Genomic DNA, 17876 nt, shown 5'->3' with positions numbered 1-17876 from the left:
AGACTCATTGTGGGTTAGCGTAGCGGAACACAACGTCCGATACGGAGTAAAGCCGTTCGCGGCTAAAAGCAAGATGCGATTTTCCGCCCTGTCCCTGCAACCAACGGGTATAAAGTCCTTCCAGTATGGCGCAAAAGGCATAACACCAACGCGTCTGGCTGTTCTCATCCCGGGAAACAGGTACACCCTGATGGCGGAACGACAATCCCTCTTCGCTGGCCTGAATATCAATATAGCCCCAATTAAACTCCGCAAGCAGCCTGTTGATGTTGGCTTCGAGCTCGCCGATGGTTTCCGAGGCTGGCAGAGGAAAACGTTCCGCCAGCGACTCCCCCATCTGGCGCAAGAAGGGCTGGCTTTCCGCTTCCCCCACGTTTCTTACCATGCCATCAACCATCACCGACAGCAGGTCAAACCAACCGGCCGGCGTTTGCTGTCGTTGAAAATAAGACAGCAGTAAAGGATTAGCCGTACTCGACGTCATTATTTATCTCCCAACATATAGCGGAACCAGATCCCGGCAGTACTTTCGTTGTAGTCGCCAAAGGTGTCGTAACCGACCCTGCCGCCGACGGTCATGTTCTTATTCAGGTTGTAATCAATCCCTGCCCGGAAGGTATAGCCAATCCCGTTTTGCGATTTGCTGCCGTACTGCGCTTCTTTGGTAAAGCCCATATCAGCCAGTTGCTGCAGCATGCTCTGTGCCTCAGGATCGTTCGGGAAATAATTGCTCTTATCCTGGGTATAGGACTGGTATCCCACCGATCCGCCCAGGCTCAGCTTCCAGTTATCGATTTTTTGCGAGAAATCGACAGGTAACGATACGCTGACATAGTTCTGCGGGCTAAAGTAGCCCCCCTGACCGTAGGTAAAGTAGCTCAGGTTTTTCGAGAAATTCATCCAACTGACGCTTAACCCCGTCTGCAACTGACGGAAATCATCATGCCATGGACGCAGATAGACGCCGGCATCGGCGTTGGCGCTGGTGTTGCTCGCCACGTTATCGCCAATGTAGCTGTAACCGCCGCCTCCCACGAAGAAGCCCGCATCGCCGTCGTCATAGCTCAGTTGGACGCTACCGCCGTTTTTCGTCACCTGACCCCAACGCTCTCCTGAATATTTATCTTTCAGGCCAACATACGAGAGCAGGCTATCGGTCACCGCGCGGCGTTCACCGGTCAGAATTAACGTCAGGTAATTGGAGAGTTTCGGCGACCATTTCACACCGCCCACCAGCGTACTCATGTCCTGGCCCAGCGGCGTACTGCCAATATCCACACGGTAACTATCGCCACTGAGCGCCATATTCAGCTCAACGCCGTTGCCGTTTTGCGAATCCGTGGAGTCGTGAATCGCATCATCCAGGTTATGCATATATTGCGACTGGCTGAGTGAGCGCAATGTGCCAGAATTATACAAAGCGGCAAGTTGTTCTAATCCGCTGGTTTTAAATGGCGTCAGTGCGGCATTCAGTTCGCTAAGCGTGACTGGACTAGTGGTTCCTGTTTCACCTTCATAGGCATTAATAACAGTGCTGCTAATATTACTTACAGCATTCGCCAGCGGGTTCGTCCCATAACGGCGCCAGGCATCGCCCGATGCGGTTCCTGAACTCAAACTGATCGGCGTGGCGGTAAACTCGAAACGCGACTCACCAAACGGCGAACTTGACCAGGTCAGCGGCGTTTTGGCTTCGGTCAGTTTACTGGTGCCCGACTCACCGTCGCGACCACGGATATCGACCTCGCCCTGCAACCACATCCCTTTCTTCTCATCGAGCTCTTGCATCATGTTATCAACCTGACGCAGGGTGCGGCTTTGCGCGGTCTCGACGGGCAAATCGGTACGGGTGGTGCCCGGTAAACTGGTTCCCGGCTCATGAGCCACCTGCGCGACCTGCCACGGCAAAATAGTGCCGTACAACGCCTGCGGCGAACTTGATTGCGGCGTCGTTTTACTGGTGGTGGTAAACGGATTATCAGCCAACAGTACGCCGCCAATCGTCGGCGTCGTGGCGCTGTTAGAAGACTCCAGCCCCACCAGTTTGCCGCGCGCGCTGCGTAAGTAGGTCATCGCCTGCTGATGATTGCCTTTTGCCTCTTCCAGACGCGCCAGCAACAGCATACGTTCCGGTGAGCTGTCGCTGCGCAGACCGCTGGCAAGAGTCGTGGCTTTCTGCACGTTATTCTCGGACAGCGCAACGTCGATAGCGCCGACGCGTGCCGCCTGATCCTCGGTATCGCGGGTCATCAGGTAGTCGTAGAGCACACCCGCTTCTTTGTTCATTTTGCCTGTCTGATACAGACGGCCCATAGCGAACATCAAATCGGTGTTCTGCGGGTCGCTTTGCAGCGCTCGGATCAGCTTGTCATAAGCAGCGGCATAGTTGCCCTCCTCACGCAGTTTGTCCGCTTCATTAATGACGTAACCATTGCGGATACCTGCAAGCTGCGAAGGCGTACTACGTGCCTGTAGCTCCGGGTTCGACATCAGGGTTTGCGCTTCTTGCGTGAGCCCCGCCTGATTCAGTACCGCTATCTGATCGGCATAATCCCCGGCGTTGCCTTGTACGCCGTCTTTTATACTGTTGCGTACCAGCGATACGGCGGTGGTGATATCACCCGAGCGGGCAAGCATCCGCGCCAGTTTCCCCGCATCAACCGGGCTTTTCGGCGGCTGACTGGCCAGCGCTTTCAGGGTATTGGCTGCCGCGGTCATGTTCCCTTGCGCGAGGTAACGTTCTGCCGTCGCCATTTGCAGGTTGTAATTCACACTCTCCACCAGATCGCGCATCTGACTATTACGACTGGACGGCGGAATACGCGCCAGCAGAGAGTTGGCCTGCTGCCAGGCACCGCTTTCGCTGGCATATAGCGCAGCGGCGTACAGTGAGTTGCTGTTGGCACCGTCGCGCCCGGCGGGGATCATTACCGTTGCCGCTTCGCCCTCTTGCCCGGATTTTTGCAACAGACGGGCAAGGTCCAGACGCAGCCACGGATCATCCGGCACGCGGGCAACACCCTGACGTAACACCGAAATAGCCTGGTCAGTGTTACCGGCCTGAACCAGCTGCTGTGCCTGACGACGAATCGGATCGCCAGGTGCACCCGCCACCACGCGCGGCTGCAGTTTTTCCTGCAGGCTGGCGGGTAAGGTGCGCAGCATCGCCTGAGCTTCTTCCGTTTTATTCTGGTCGCGCAGAACGTAATAGAGGTTTTCCCGTGCCGGAGCATTCTGCGGCTGATCGTTGAGGATACCTCGCAGGGTTTGCTCGGCCTGCGCAAAGTCTTTGTTCTGACGCAGTACGGCGGCACGGAACAGTTTACCTGCCGTGCCACGCTCCCCGCTCTCTTGTGCCAGCGGGGATGAAAGCGCCAGCGCCTGGCTGATATTGCCCTCTTTCAATGCCTGCTGTGCCTGGGCGAGCTGGCCGTAAAACGCCGCATCTGCAGCCTGATTTTTACGTTCCTCAGACGCATCGCCGCCCTGACTGGCCGCCCGGTTCAGGTACTGTGCCGCCGCTTTGTAATCACCGCTACGCTGGGCAATGTAGCCCATCCCGGCAAGAGCGTCCGCATCGTTGGGGTTGGTTTGCAGTACCTGTTCAAATTTACTTTTTGCCGCACTGTTATCGCCGCTGTTCAGTGCGGTATAGCCCGCGCCTTTCGCCGCGCCGCCAACGTTTTTACGGTAATAATTCTGAACATCGCTATCCTGCGGGTGGCGCTGCAACCAGGTGTCGTAGAAGCGTTCATCGCCCGCCTGCGGCCCCAGCCATAACAGCGCCTGACGCAACCCATCGTCAGCCTCTTTACTGCCGCTGGCCATCGGTTCGAGCAACAAAATGCCGTCGCGACGCGTCTCTTCACGCCAGGTCAGGATTTTGCCCAGCGCAATACGCGCAGAGGTATCCTGCGGGTTATGCATGACGAAATTTTTCAGCTGCGCCACGGCCTGCGGATAAAGAGCTTTGTCTCCCGCCATCGTCTGATAGTACTCAGGAGCGAGGCTGGGCGGCGGCGTATCGCCATTAAACATGCTGCGCCAGGTCGCCAGCGCCGCCGGTACGTTGCCGCTGCGCGCCTGCTGGCGGGCAAGACTCAATTGCCCTTGCGGCACCTGCGTCAGCTGTTTGGCATTATCGAGTGCCTGTAACCCCGGATCATTAGGGGAAACTTGCGCCAGACGCGTGCGCCACTGGGATGAGACTTGCAGATCGCCATTTTGCTGCGCCCATAACGCCATCAGGTACATCGCCTGGGTGTTATTGGCATCCACCATCAACACTTTCCGCAGCGACTCCATCGCCAGGTCATCGTGGGATTTCTCATGCCAGTAATTCGCTTGATCAAACAAGGCCTTGAGCGCGGCATCATTCGCAGCGCCATGTGCCAGCCCTGACATACCGAAAGTGAGGACGCTGGACAGGCACAGCGTCGTCAAACGGCGGGCGGTTTTTATCATCATTCTTGTCACCCTCTTATTTGCGGTTGTCCAGATCCAGACGTCGTTTCGCGCGATTTCTCAGCAAGACAAAGATTGCCGAGCCAGCGATACAGCCAAATAGCAGTCCCAAAATCGCCAGCAGCGCCGAGTGCTGATTCGCATACCAAATCACCCGCATCTGCGTTGGCATCTCACCGCTCGGGAACTGTTCACCCACACGGAAACTGCGCACGCCATTCTCATTTGTGATCACTGCTGCGTCGCCGCGGATCCCGGCGTTTATCTTCGCCGAGGCGAGGTCATCGTGCAGGCGCGAGAGCTGGTCGTCATTGCTGCCGATAGCCAGCACCACCAGACGATCGTTATTCCACGGTGAACGGAAGCTGACAAACCCTCGCCAGGCCTCGTTGGAAGAGAAGTAGCGGTCAGCTTCCAGTCCGTCTGAGGCCCAGTCTCCTGCTACCCAGCGTTTGATGCGTTCCCAGGTTGTCGGCTCGCGTACGCCCAACGTAGTGTCGTGCATCACGAACGGCGAGGTATTGAGGATCGCACGGTTAAAGTCATGTTGATCCAGCCCCGTTACCGCCAGCACATCGCGGTCGTTCAGCAAGTCTGCGTTCGCCCCGGCAGCAGGGACACCCAACAGCACCCGGTTGTGACCCAGCGCTGTTCCCGTCGCGTTACCGGAACGGGCCGCCATATCCAAAAGAGTGGCAATCTGTGTTTCCGTCGGGTTTTCCGGCAACATCAGCACCGTTTCCGAATAATCAGCAAGCCGGGTGAACGGGAAGGAAGCGCCCACGAAATAAGAGAGGTTCGGCAACAGCGCAAAGTGTCGCGTGTGGCTGAGATCAATCCACGAGTCGTCTTCGATACGGCTCTTAATGTTATTGTTCAGCAGCACACTACAGGGGGCGCTCGCCTTTGGCTGAATGTTGAAGTACAGCGAGAGCTGGTTGTCACCGTAGATCATGTACGGCTCCAGCGGCATATCAAACTTCTCCTGACGCGCATCGCCGCCAAGCTTATGCCACAACGTTTCCAGTGCTCCCTGCTTATTCACCGGCAGGTTATGCAGGAAGGTATCGTTCATGGTCATGCTGAGCCAGGAACGGTCTTCATCAATCCAGCTTTCCGTCGGGAAACGGTAGCCAATATGCAGAGGAATCGTTTCGCCATCCCACAGGAACAGATCCGGTGCCGCACGGAACGCCACGCGCAACGCATCGTGCCACAGCCCCGTGGTGGTCAGGCTTTGATCTTTACGGATCAGCTCCGACAGTTTTACCGGACGATCGGTGGGGATCCAGCGCGGCGCATCATAAGGCTTACTCGCCGGGATCGTTTGGGTGGTGACATCCACCGACGGCGTCTGCATGGCGAAATTGCCACGGGTTAAACGCCATGCCGCTGCACGCAGGCTGGCATCATCTTTACCCACCACCAGCAGCAGCTTATAAACCGGATTTGCCGGGTTATCGACCACTTTCAGTAGCGGCTGCTCGGTATTCGGCAACGTCAGGCCGCCAATTTGCTCACCCGGATGACCAATCAGGATGCCGTTCTTTTCCGGCAAACGATCGTGATAGGCGGCAAACGATACGCCGCGGTAGTCTGCCTGAATCCCCATCCACGATGAGATCAGCGCACTGGCGCTTAAAGTATCGGGGCTCAGTTTCGCCGGGAAAGCCATAGCGATCGCCGCCGGGGTCATTTGCATGCTGTCAAAAAACGGGCGCGGGAAGTGACTTAAGTCGGCGCCAATGTCCAGTTGCTGCCCTTCCAGCTCGAAACGGGAATCCGCCATGAGGGTAACGCGATATTTATCATTCAGATCGCGCTGGCATTGCATGGCATCGCCGTCGTTGATTTTAAAACTCAGGTTGTTACTCGACACCATCAACGCTGACGGAATATCCAGCTGGTAATGCGCGGTGTCGCTGTCGGTCACGGTCAGCGGTACCGTCCCCAGGGGCTGACCATTGAGCATCAACTGCATGGTGGCATTTCGCGCCACCATTGCGGGCGATATTTTCAGGTTCAGTTCAAGCCGCGCCGTCGTGATGACCTGGTCCACAGGCAGGGTAAAGGACGCGCCCCCCTGGAACTGACCACCCGTCAGGGAAATCCCTTCCGGAAAACCCATCTGCGCGATACTGATGCTGTTAACCACAGACGGAATAAAGACCGGCGCGCCGGGCGGCGGCACGGGAACAGGCGCTGTCTCCGCCGGTTCGTTTAATTTCAGTAGCGACTCGATAGAAGTGTCTTCGGCATGCAGCGGCATCATAAAGAGTGAGCCGACCAGCACCGCCAGTGTTGTCAGACGTTTCATGCGTTGCCCTCCTCCTGAGAAGCGGCCTGGGCCTGTACGGCGCGCAAACGGCGATTTTCGCGACGGTCTTTCCAGGTCAGCCAGAAGAGGTCGAACACACAACGCATAATGGTCCCCAACGAACGGAACGGGTTGTCCTGCGGTTTCGGCGGGTGAATCCATGCATCCGCACGGGAGAGCACCACGCGCACCAGTTCACGACGGCGGGCCAGTGGGATGTCTTCAAACATCAGACGAATCGATTCTTCATCCGTGGCGATGGTTTTCACCGGAATAAGGATCGCGCCGGATTGCAGCAATAGCTCAATCTCTTCAATCTCATCATCCAGATGGCGATCATCCGGCGCCACAATGCGGCAGCCGCCCATCGACAAGTCAGCGGTATGGCTGCGCGTCACCACGCCGCTGGCATGGTGGAGCAGTACCGGGATTTCAGCATCGATGCGAATGGTTTTACGCGTCTGCCGGGTTTCGCGCGCAACGGCAATCGCGGCCAGCAGAAAGATCAGGCTGTACAATCCCCAACCAACGTTAAGGGCGATAACGCGCGGATCCACGCCAAAGTAGTCATGCGCACAGGCACGAACGATACCGGCAATCACCCCGGCCGCCAGCAGCAGGGCGATAATCAAATGCGGGCGCACCACGCTAAAATCAAAGTACCCCACGTCCAGCAGCGCGCCTTTGTCGGTCACGTTGAATTTGCCGCGTTTCGGGAAAAACATCGTTACTACAGTCGGTAGTGCAATGTGGAAAGCCAGCACCAGGTCATATATCTCCCCCCAGAAGCTATAGCGATGCCGCCCGTTCATGCGCGAGTTGACGTAAATCGCGAGGAACAGATGCGGGAGCGCATAGGCAAAAACCAGGCTCGCTGAGGAGTGAATGATATTCAGGTTGAACAGCAAATAGGCCAGCGGCGCGGTCAAAAATGCAATACGCGGCAGCGCGAACTGGTAATAAAGCATGGCGCTCAGGTAGCACAGGCGCTGTTGAATGGTCAGACCGCGACCAAACAACGGGTTATCCAGACGGAAAATCTGCGTCATCCCACGCGCCCAGCGAGTACGCTGGATGACGTGCAGCACCAGACGCTCGGTCGCCAGACCGGCAGCCAGCGGGATATCCAGGAACGCAGAGCCCCAGCCACGGCGCTGCAACTTGAGCGCAGTGTGGGCATCTTCGGTAACCGTCTCTACGGCAAAACCGCCAATCTCTTCCAGCGCGCTACGGCGAATTACCGCACAAGAGCCGCAAAAGAAGGTGGCGTTCCAGTTGTCGTTGCCCTGCTGAATCGGCCCGTAGAACAGTGTCCCTTCGTTAGGGATGTTACGCCCAACGGAGAGGTTACGCTCGAACGGGTCCGGCGAATAGAAATAGTGAGGTGTCTGCACCAGCGCCAGTTTCGGATCTTTCAGGAAACCGCCCACCGTCGCCTGCAGGAAGATGCGTGTGGCAACGTGGTCGCAGTCGAACACGGTAATCAACTCACCCTGCGTCAGTTTCATGGCGTGGTTGAGGTTGCCGGCTTTGGCGTGATTATTGTCGTTACGCGTGATATATCCGACGCCAACGTCTGCGGCAAAAACCGCGAACTCCCGGCGTTTGCCGTCATCCAGCAGATAGATGTTCATCTTATCACGAGGATAATCAATGCATTGCGCCGCCAGTACCGTATCGCGCACCACATCCAGCGGCTCGTTATAGGTAGGAATATAGACATCCACCGTTGGCCACTGGCTCATATCATCCGGCAGCGGCACAATCTCACGTTTTAACGGCCAGACCGTCTGCAGATAGCTCAGCAGCAGCATGACCCAGACGTAGACCTCGGCCAGAAACAGCCCCATCCCAAGAATGGTTTCAATTTCGGAATTAAAATGCAGGGTTTGCGTCAGGCGGAAATACATATAACGCGTCGATAATAAAACCGACATAACCACCATAATGACCGACACGCTGCGTTTTTTGCTAAATCCCATCAAAAACAGCACACCGATACTGAGCAAACCAAAAATATACTGTTTCTGGCTGTCCATAGGCGTGATGATGACCAGCAGCGCAACAGGTAGCATTGCCAGTACCAGCAAAACATAAAGGAACTTTTTCATAGGTTGCCCTGCGCGAATTAGAAGCCAGACATTTTCGGTTTACTGTGAACCGTGCCGTCTCCGATTTTTACGCCTAAGATTCCGGCGACTCTTTTTGCAATGAGTTCGATATCGAATGCAGCGGCGGATGCAGGACTAAAGTCGAAAACCGATTGCTGCGAGGCATTCGCTTCTATGACGCTTTCATCACGATGAATAACGCCCAGGAGCTGATTACCTAGTTTCTGTTCCATAAATGCGGTGACATCCCGGCTGACCTGACGACGGTTATCACTCTGGTTGAGCACAAAATAGTGGCCCGCTTTTCGATTGAGGACATCGCCGGTCAGACGATGATTTTCAACGTGAGGCAACAGGGAAAGAGAGGCCGTATCCGCCTGCATGATGACCAGATGCAGGTCTGCCAGACGCGACATGGCTTTTAATGCAGCAGACGGGCCGGGAGGAAAATCGGCCACGATGATCAGGCCCGGATAATTCAGCAATGTGTTGAGGCCGCGAATCAGAAAATGTTCGTCATTCGTCAGACGTTCTTCGAATATCAGGCGTTGCTCTTCGCTGGCTTCGCCATAAGGCAAGACAAAAATATTCCCGCCTGCGGTCAAGACAAACTGGCTCCAGTCCGAGGATTCTGCCGCTTTGGCGACAAAACCGCGCTCGTCAGAGAGGGGAACGCCAAAATGCAGACGCAGCGCGTTCTGCACGTCAAAATCCAGCGCCAGAACCTTGCTGCCCGATCGCGCAAGGGCATAAGCCAGATTAGCCGTGAGCGTCGTTTTCCCAACACCACCCTTCGGTGAACAAACACAAATCAACGGCATGAAGCGATCCTTTCTAGCAAAGATTGTAAAGGTTGGTTTTTTTCGACCGTGGGTTTTGCTTCTGTCGCTTTCGTTGCAAACAGCCGGGAATAATCAGCAGACTCTGTCGCAGACGAGGCAGGTGAGTTCGTTGCCGCAGGTAAAACCGGCTCAGCCGCCTGCCGGGCCGCAGGCGCGGCGGGTGCCGTCGATTGCGACGCAAGTTGTTCGGCAATATCACGGAAAATAGACGGTGCGGTCGCCGCCGGGATCTCTGCATCGACAGGTGGAAGTACGCTTTCGTTGCTGCTTTCGGTACTTTCGCTATTTTCGCTGCTGTCGATACTTTCCGGAATTTCGACGATCTCATGGCGTTCGGCGCTCGCAAACACATCCGGCGCGATAGCCTGGGGTTGCGGTAGCGAAACATGACCACCCATCGCCAGTTTAGACGTCTCAGATGCAGGAGCGAGTTGATTCATGATCGCCCAACTTCCATGGTCAGGAGAGAGGTTCTGCGCCGACAGATCCTTGAATTCGTATTTTTGGTTGCGGGTCTTATCCTTAAACCTCTGCAAATCATCATAATGGTTCATGGCTATACTCATGATTTACAAAAAAACTATATACCCACCACCTGCATAACCTGAGCGATCAGTTATTGGTAGATTCGTTTTATAATTAGGCTGCTAACCTGTCATGTGGGTACGTAGAGGCTTTGGCTATTAACAATTCGCCTTATTATCGCGTGGCTAAATTACACCAGTGCTAACACGCTGTTTATTTCAAGCAAATATATAAAGTTCAGCTGTACACATGCTATCTTTTTTTTCTCTAAAAATCATTAAAGTAGTTAATAGCAATTTGCTGCATTGAACATCAACATAAGAATCATCTTAATGTGGATAACTAACATAAAACCCCAAATAATAGACGCCACACAGAGCTTTACGCCAGTATGAATAGTAATCATTTTAATTATTGGTTACCTGTAGAAATATTTAGAAATAATTATTTGATTTAGTTCCAGGATAAAAAACGGCAACTCACTATAACTGTGAGAATTAACGCAACCCACCTGTTTTTAGCAGGGACCCGACGAGCAAGCTGGTCTGGACGTATGTAATGCGTTAAACAATAACAACGCGCTATCCGGCAAGGGAGACAGCATGTTGATTAGTGCACAAGCATTGAATGTGATTATCACCATTGCACGCTGCGGTAGTTTCGCCGCAGCCGCAGAGGAACTGCATAAAGTACCCACGGCGCTCAGCTATACGGTCCACAAGCTGGAAAGCGAATTGGGACTCAAGTTATTCAAACGCCTCGGGAAACAGCTGGAATTAACAGAGGCTGGCCATTATTTCATTAGTAAGGGGCAGATTATCCTGGCGCAACTGGACGATCTCCAGTTCGCGACCCAGCGTATTGCCGCCGGGGTAGAGACGCGTCTCAATATTACCCTTAATAATATCGTCAGCCTGCGGCCGATTTACACGCTACTGTCAGAAAGCGAATTGCTTTTCCCACAAACCGAAATTCATATCGCGATTGATGTGCATGATGGTGTCTGGGATGCCCTACTGGAAAAACGGGCGGATATTGCCATTGCCGCGCCTAACCAGGTCGCATTACCCGGAGAAATTTGCTGTCTGGAGATAGGCACGGCCGAATGGCTATTCGCCATCGCGCCCGATCATCCTCTTACCACCATTCATCGTCCGCTGCGTGCCGACGACCTGCGTCGTTATCCCGCGGTTTGCATCCCGGATACGTCGGTAAAACTGGAGCCCAAAGTCGCCTGGCAACTGCGGGGGCAAAAAGCGGTGGTCGTGCCTGACTATCATGCAAAAATCACAATGCATCTCAAAGGGCTGGGCATAGGTTTTCTGCCGCGCCACATCTGTCAGCCCTATATTGATGACGGCCGACTCGTCCACCTGCATGTTGAAGAGAGCAAGCAACCGACGCCGCTGTTTCTGGCCTGGCAAAGCAGACCACCGCGCCCCTGTTTTAACTGGTGGTTGCAGCAGTTAAAACAGCCGGACGTGCAGAAAGGGTTATTTACGGCATTAAGCTAAGGCGTGCGCTGCCGTGAGAATGCCCGTCAGCATATCGTGACCCGAAGAGTGGCCGTAATCGGCGACGCGGGCGATGGCCTGCGGCCATGTTTCGCTGTTGCCTGTCGCCAGCGCCAGTAACTGGGCGCTGTAATGGCTGTCGCAGCCCTGCTCCAGCATGGCGCGGCTGATGTCGGTCGTACGATCGAGTAATGGGGGTAGCGCCGCGTTTAATGCTGCCGCGCGCGCAAAACGCCAGTGATTCAATACCAGCGACACGCCCAGCAGGAAATCATCCCCGGCGGGGGTAAGCCCCTCCCCCCAACCAATAAAGCGCATAAGGAGGGCATTAAGCTCTTCTTCACCAGTTCGCAACCAGTGCACCAAAGATTTCTGCGCGCGCATTAACGTAGCGTCCGTTTGCAACGCCTGGCGAATGCCTTTTTCCGGCTGATGGCTAAAAAAGGCTGCAATCTCTGCCGCCAGACGCCCCAGTATGTGTACATCGCCACAGGGTTCGAGTCGGGTGGAAACGGGTACGGCTGAGCGCAGTTCAATATGCGCTTTTGTGCCGCACAGGCAGGTCTCGCCATGCCAGTACAGCCTTTCCCCGACGGTAAAAAAAGGGCGTAAGTCAGCGCAGTCGGTCACTATACCCGCCGGGGCGAGAGGCATGCCACGCGCCTGCACTACCCACAGGCTCCCTTGCGGCGTTTGTATGTTACAGGCGCGCTGAAAAACTGAATGCACCCGAACCCAGGAAACCGTCGGGAACCCGGGTAATAACGCATCGCAAAATTGTGTCGCCACAACGTCCCGTCCTGAGCTCATTTTCACTCCCGTCAATAGGTGCGAGGTCACAAATCCGCTATCTTGTTTTGGGCGATTTTTTTATCCCAATCCGACGCTTGTACGCCTAAAGCCTCGCCATTACACGATTTACGCATTATGGCGTTTTCGCGTACCGATATGCCTCATATTTTTTGAGGTTCAGGCAGAAAACCTTTTTGCGCACATGGCGTTATCACTCCGTACACTCCAGATAAAGGCGAATTAACAAGGTGACGTTTATGCGCTCGATTAAAGCCCAACCTTTTGACTTTCAGTTCGATCCCGCCACCACCGCACTCGTGGTTATCGATATGCAGCGCGACTTTGTTGAGCGCGGCGGTTTTGGTGAAGCCCTTGGCAATGACGTCTCCCTCGTTCGCCGGGCTATCGAACCCTGTGCCGCATTACTGAAAAGCGCGCGCGAGGCGGGTCTGCTGATTATTCATACCCGGGAAGGCCACCGTGATGACCTCAGCGATTGCCTGCCCGCCAAACGCACCCGTGGCGGCAAAACCTTTATCGGCGAGCCAGGACCGATGGGCCGAATTCTGGTGCGGGGCCAGCCGGGTCACGACATTATTCCCGAACTCGCGCCACGGCCCGGCGAGCCGGTGATTGATAAGCCAGGCAAAGGGGCGTTTTACGCCACTGACCTGCATCTCATTCTGCAATCTCAGCGCATCTCCTCGCTCATTATTTGCGGCGTCACCACCGAAGTGTGTGTGCAGAGTACCGCCCGTGAAGCCAACGATCGCGGCTATGAGCTGGTGATACCAGAAGATTGCTGTGCCTCTTACTTTCCGGAATTTCATCAGGCGGCGCTGGCGATGATCAAAGCCCAGGGCGCCATTGTTGGTTGGGTGAGTCATTCAGCGGAGGTCATTGCGGCACTGCGCCCGTGATACGCCGGCAGACCGATACCACGAAGTAAGCAGCAAAGTAAGTACCGTTTTTGCCCGAGGATAAAAGATGACACTGCACTATCAATGTTTCCCGAACCTGTATAAGGACTCCGTTTCCCTTATGCAGATCTCCGCCAGGCTCAACGCGCTGGATGGGGTAGAACAGGCATCTGTCGCGATGGCGACCCCGGCTAATATTGAACGCATGCGTGACGCAGGCCTGAACATTGTCATCGACGCGCGTCCTAACGATCTGTTAATTGCACTGGAAGCCAGCGAAGCCGCTGCACAAGCGGCGCTGGAACTCGCGGCCTCATTACTGCGCCCGTCTGCAGTAGAGCCTGCCTTCGGCACGACACACCGTATACCGGTCAGTATCGCCATGGGCCTGCATGATGCGCTGGAGGCCAATTTTGCCCTGATTTCTGTGCCAGGCCGCTATGCTGCCGCCGAAGCGTTGAAAGCGCTGAGCAGCGGTCTGCACGTGATGATATTCAGCGATAACGTCCCGGAAGAGCAAGAAGCGGCCATTAAGCGTTACGCCAGTCAAAACCAGCTGTTGGTCATGGGGCCAGATTGCGGCACCGCCATTATCAACGGTCTGCCGCTGGGCTTTGCCAATGTGGTACGGCGCGGGGCCATTGGTCTGGTGGCGGCATCCGGGACAGGACTACAAGAGGTCAGTTGCCATATTCACCATCTTGGCGCTGGCGTGTCGCAGGCCATCGGCACGGGCGGACGGGATCTGCACGAGGCAATCGGCGGTCTGAGCATGATTCAGGGAATCACCCTGTTAGCAGAAGACCCTGAAACACAACTTATTGTTCTTATTTCTAAACCACCAGCACCAGGGATTATGCAAAAAGTACTGGCCTGCGCACGCCAGTGTGAAAAACCCGTCGTCGTCCATTTCCTCGGCGCCGACGAGCACTGTTTGCAATATGAAGGCGTCATACCCGCACTCAGTCTGCGTCACGCAGCGGAGATTGCGGTAGCCACGTTAGAGGGTCAAAAGACGCCCAAAGAGACCAACACCAGGGAATCTCTCCTCGTCAAAGCCCGGGATAGCATCGGAGCAATGGCGGCACAACAAAAAGACATTCGCGGCGTTTTCGCCGGCGGCACATTCTGTTACGAAGCACAACTCGCCCTGCTGGCGGCGGGGCTGTCCTGTGAATCCAACGCCCCTGTCCGAGGGGCCACGGAATTACGCAACCGTCAGCAGGGTACCGGCCACAGTCTGGTCGATATGGGGGATGACGAATTCACCCAGGGTCGCCCGCATCCCATGATTGACCCTGAACTGCGCAACGCGCGCCTGTTGTCGGAAGGTCGCGATCCCACCACGGCCGTCCTGCTGTTTGACATCGTTCTTGGCTACGGCGCCAGCGCAGATCCTTGCGCCACGTTGTTGCCCGTGCTGGATACACTGCGACAAGAAGCTGCCCAGGACAGGCGACACATTCTGCTGATTGCTCACGTTTGCGGGACCGAAGGCGATCCTCAGAATCGTCAGCAGCAAATTGAACGATTAGAACAGGCTGGCGTTCTGGTGGCGGACAGCAATATCGAGGCCGCGCGACTGGCGGCTTTTGTAGCCCTTCAACGGAAATAGATTATGACGACGTTATTTCAACAACCGCTCAGCGTGCTCAACCTGGGCCTGGAGAGTTTCGCCAATAATCTGCGTGATGCAGGAGGGGATGTTTTGCATCTGCAATGGCAACCCGCAGCATTCGGTGACGAAGAGGCTAACTGGATGTTGGCGAAATTAATGGCGGATACCCGCGTGGATGCGGCAAATGACATCGCGTTGCAGCGCTACCTGGATGCGCAACCGGTGCTTATCGGAATCAGTACAGCGCAGGAAGCGATTCCGGCGCTGGCAACAGAACGTAAAATTCTGCATGCAGGCCCGCCCATCGCCTGGGCAGAGATGTGTGGCCCAATGCAGGGGGCGATTGCCGGTGCGATTGTGCTCGAAGGCTGGGCCGACAACGTTGAGCAGGCCATGCGAATGGCGGCACATGGCGAGGTCGCGCTGGAACCCTGCCATCACCACCACGCCACCGGGCCAATGGCGGGGATTATCAGCCCCTCCATGCCGGTCTGGATTGTTGAGAATAAAACGCATGGCAACCGGGCCTACTGTAATTTCAACGAAGGGCTGGGGAAAGTGCTGCGCTTTGGCGCCAACCACGAGGATGTGCTGACCCGCCTGCGCTGGATGGCCGATGTGCTGGCGCCTGTGCTCAGGCAAGCACTTGCCATGAGCGGCGATATTGAACTCAAGCCCATGATTGCCCAGGCGCTGCATATGGGTGATGAATGCCATAACCGCAATGTTGCGGCCAGCGGGTTGTTCTTTCGCCGCCTTGCCTCCCATCTGGCCCGTCTTGAAAAGGGCCCGGAAGTGCTGGAGTTTATCGCGGCCAACGATCACTTCTTTCTGAATCTGTCCATGGCGGCCTGTAAATCGATGCTTGATGCCGCCAGTGATGTCCCGCACAGTTCAATGGTCACCGTGATGGCACGCAACGGCGTCAACTTCGGCATCCGTCTTTCCGGGACCGGCGATCGCTGGTTCCAGGCGCCGGCAAACCCGGTTGATGGTCTGTTTTTTCCGGGTTTTGGTATTAACGATGCGGCAGCAGATCTGGGCGACTCCGCCATTACGGAAACCGCAGGCATTGGCGGGTTTGCCATGGCGGCGTCACCGGCCATCGTTAAATTTGTTGGCGGCACGCCGGCTGATGCGGTGAGACACAGCCAGGCCATGCATGAAATTACCTTGACCACCCAGCCGGCGTTTACCCTTCCGGCCCTCAATTTTGTCGGCAGCGGCTGCGGCATTGACGCGCGACGCGTTGTCGACAGCAATATTCTGCCCATCATCAATACCGGCATCGCCCACAAGCTGGCGGGCGTGGGACAAATTGGCGCGGGCATCACCACCGCACCGCTGGCCTGCTTTATTGCCGGGCTGACGGCACTGTCGCAAGGGGACGATCGTGTGTAGCGGTAAGGTTGCTGTCGTCGCTGTCGGCGGCAACGCACTGATCCGCTCGCCGGGCGAAAATGCGCTTGAGCAGCAATATGAAGCAGTAAAAGAGACGGCCAGCCATGTGGTGGCGTTGATTGCCGCTGGCTGGCGTGTGGTATTAACGCACGGCAACGGCCCACAGGTGGGGTTTATCCTGCGCCGCAGTGAAGTCGCCAAAGATGCAGCGCCCACCGTACCGCTGGAATATGCTGTTGGCGACACGCAGGGCGCGATTGGCTTTATGTTCCAGAACGCGTTGAGCAATGCCCTGACGGCGCGGGGTTTTTCCGCTATCCGCGTTGTGGCGCTGGTGACGCAAACCCGTATTGACCCAAACGATCCGGCATTCTCAGCGCCGGATAAACCTATCGGCGCCTGGATGGACCACGAAACGGCAACGCGTCTCGCGAAAACGCAAGGCTGGCATATTGCCGAAGATTCAGGACGCGGCTGGCGACGTGTTGTCCCCTCCCCGGCGCCGCTGGAAATTATCGAGACCCCCATCATTCGCGACCTACTGGCACAAAACGTACTGGTGATTGCCTGCGGTGGCGGCGGTATTCCGGTCTGGCGCGATAGCGACGGTACGCTGATTGCGGCGCAGGCCGTTATCGATAAAGACCGCGCCTCTGCGCTATTAGCCTGTGAACTGGGAGCCGGGATGCTGCTCATCCCGACGGGCGTCGAACAAGTAGCTGTCAATTTTGGTTCACCGCAGCAGCGCTGGCTTAGCCAGCTTTCACTCACCGAAGCAGAAGCGCTGCTGCAAAGCAGCGAATTTGGCGCGGGCAGCATGGCCCCGAAAATTGAAGCCATGCTGACTTACTTGCGCGCTCAACCGCAGGGGCTGGGCCTGATTACCACGCCGCAGGGCATTTCCCGTGCGCTAAGCGGCAATGGCGGCACCCGTTTTACTTGCTAATACTGATTCGCTTTTCAGAGCAAAATACCATGATAAGTAATAAGATTTTACTCGCCGTTAATGGCACATTAATGCGTGGCCTTGTGCTTAATCCTAATATGATTGCTGCACAGGCTGAGTTTGTTCGTGAAGACACTACCGCCGCTTGCTACCGCTGCTGGAGCATAAATGATAACCACCCTGGCATGATTCGCACACCCGGAGAGGGCGGGCAGATTGCGCTGGAAATTTGGGCCGTGCCGCCTGCCGGGCTGGGGGAGATTCTGCAAAAAGAACCGGCCGGTTTATGCGTTGGCAAAGTGGAGTTAAGTGACGGTAGTGAAGTACTGGGTGTGCTGGCCGAACCCTGGCTGGTGAAAGGACAAAAAGAAATTACCTCTTTGGGAGGCTGGAGAGCTTATACCGGCCACTTTATGACAGCTTGAT

At 55.7% G+C, this 17876-nt stretch carries 13 protein-coding genes; 6 read left to right on the top strand and 7 right to left on the bottom strand.

Features of this window, described 5'->3' with window-relative positions; translation table 11 throughout:
* Window positions 1-4: 4 nt before the first annotated feature.
* From bcsD to bcsO, 6 genes are read right to left on the bottom strand one after another with little or no spacing between them, the layout of a single operon-like run.
* Window positions 5-484, bottom strand: a complete 480-nt coding sequence (gene bcsD, locus AB182_RS26590; protein ID WP_047372688.1) for a cellulose biosynthesis protein BcsD — start codon at window positions 482-484, stop codon at window positions 5-7.
* A complete protein-coding gene (locus AB182_RS26585) occupies window positions 484-4467 on the bottom strand; it encodes a cellulose biosynthesis protein BcsC (RefSeq protein ID WP_047372687.1) in 3984 nt (1327 codons plus the stop codon). Before AB182_RS26585 ends, bcsD begins: the two co-directional genes overlap by 1 nt.
* 13 nt (window positions 4468-4480) lie before the next feature.
* Window positions 4481-6781: a cellulose biosynthesis cyclic di-GMP-binding regulatory protein BcsB gene (gene bcsB, locus AB182_RS26580; protein ID WP_047372686.1), complete on the bottom strand. Its 2301-nt coding sequence runs from the start codon at window positions 6779-6781 to the stop codon at window positions 4481-4483.
* A complete protein-coding gene (gene bcsA / locus AB182_RS26575) occupies window positions 6778-8892 on the bottom strand; it encodes a UDP-forming cellulose synthase catalytic subunit (RefSeq protein WP_052958925.1) in 2115 nt (704 codons plus the stop codon). Before bcsA ends, bcsB begins: the two co-directional genes overlap by 4 nt.
* A gap of 17 nt (window positions 8893-8909) precedes the next feature.
* Window positions 8910-9713 carry a cellulose biosynthesis protein BcsQ gene (gene bcsQ / locus AB182_RS26570; protein WP_047372685.1) on the bottom strand — a complete coding sequence of 268 codons (804 nt, stop codon included), beginning with the start codon at window positions 9711-9713 and terminating at the stop codon, window positions 8910-8912.
* The gene (gene bcsO, locus AB182_RS26565) at window positions 9704-10288 is read right to left on the bottom strand and encodes a cellulose biosynthesis protein BcsO (RefSeq protein ID WP_047372684.1); all 585 of its coding nucleotides are present in this window, start codon (window positions 10286-10288) and stop codon (window positions 9704-9706) included. Before bcsO ends, bcsQ begins: the two co-directional genes overlap by 10 nt.
* A gap of 573 nt (window positions 10289-10861) precedes the next feature.
* Here bcsO and AB182_RS26560 point away from each other — a divergent pair.
* Window positions 10862-11773, top strand: a complete 912-nt coding sequence (locus AB182_RS26560; protein WP_047372683.1) for a LysR substrate-binding domain-containing protein — start codon at window positions 10862-10864, stop codon at window positions 11771-11773.
* Here the strand turns inward: AB182_RS26560 and AB182_RS26555 are convergent.
* Window positions 11765-12583, bottom strand: a complete 819-nt coding sequence (locus tag AB182_RS26555; RefSeq protein WP_047372682.1) for a DUF2877 domain-containing protein — start codon at window positions 12581-12583, stop codon at window positions 11765-11767. The two genes, AB182_RS26560 and AB182_RS26555, sit on opposite strands and share 9 nt — an antisense overlap.
* Before the next feature lie 239 nt (window positions 12584-12822).
* Here AB182_RS26555 and AB182_RS26550 point away from each other — a divergent pair, with 239 nt between their 5' ends.
* From AB182_RS26550 to AB182_RS26530, 5 genes are all read left to right on the top strand, one after another.
* A complete protein-coding gene (locus tag AB182_RS26550) occupies window positions 12823-13485 on the top strand; it encodes a cysteine hydrolase family protein (RefSeq protein ID WP_047372681.1) in 663 nt (220 codons plus the stop codon).
* Window positions 13486-13552: 67 nt separating this feature from the next.
* On the top strand, window positions 13553-15100 hold the full coding sequence (gene fdrA, locus AB182_RS26545; protein ID WP_047372680.1) for an acyl-CoA synthetase FdrA: 1548 nt from the start codon (window positions 13553-13555) through the stop codon (window positions 15098-15100).
* 3 nt (window positions 15101-15103) lie between these two features.
* Window positions 15104-16504, top strand: coding sequence for a YlbE family protein (locus AB182_RS26540; RefSeq protein WP_047372679.1), 1401 nt, complete (start codon window positions 15104-15106; stop codon window positions 16502-16504).
* Window positions 16497-17450 carry a carbamate kinase gene (locus AB182_RS26535; RefSeq protein WP_047372678.1) on the top strand — a complete coding sequence of 318 codons (954 nt, stop codon included), beginning with the start codon at window positions 16497-16499 and terminating at the stop codon, window positions 17448-17450. Before AB182_RS26540 ends, AB182_RS26535 begins: the two co-directional genes overlap by 8 nt.
* 29 nt (window positions 17451-17479) lie before the next feature.
* On the top strand, window positions 17480-17875 hold the full coding sequence (locus AB182_RS26530) for an allophanate hydrolase-related protein (protein WP_047372677.1): 396 nt from the start codon (window positions 17480-17482) through the stop codon (window positions 17873-17875).
* The last annotated feature ends 1 nt before the right edge of the window (window position 17876 follow it).

Source organism: Phytobacter ursingii (assembly GCF_001022135.1).
Lineage (GTDB): Bacteria > Pseudomonadota > Gammaproteobacteria > Enterobacterales > Enterobacteriaceae > Phytobacter > Phytobacter ursingii.
This window is presented reverse-complemented; position numbering and strand designations above follow the sequence as displayed.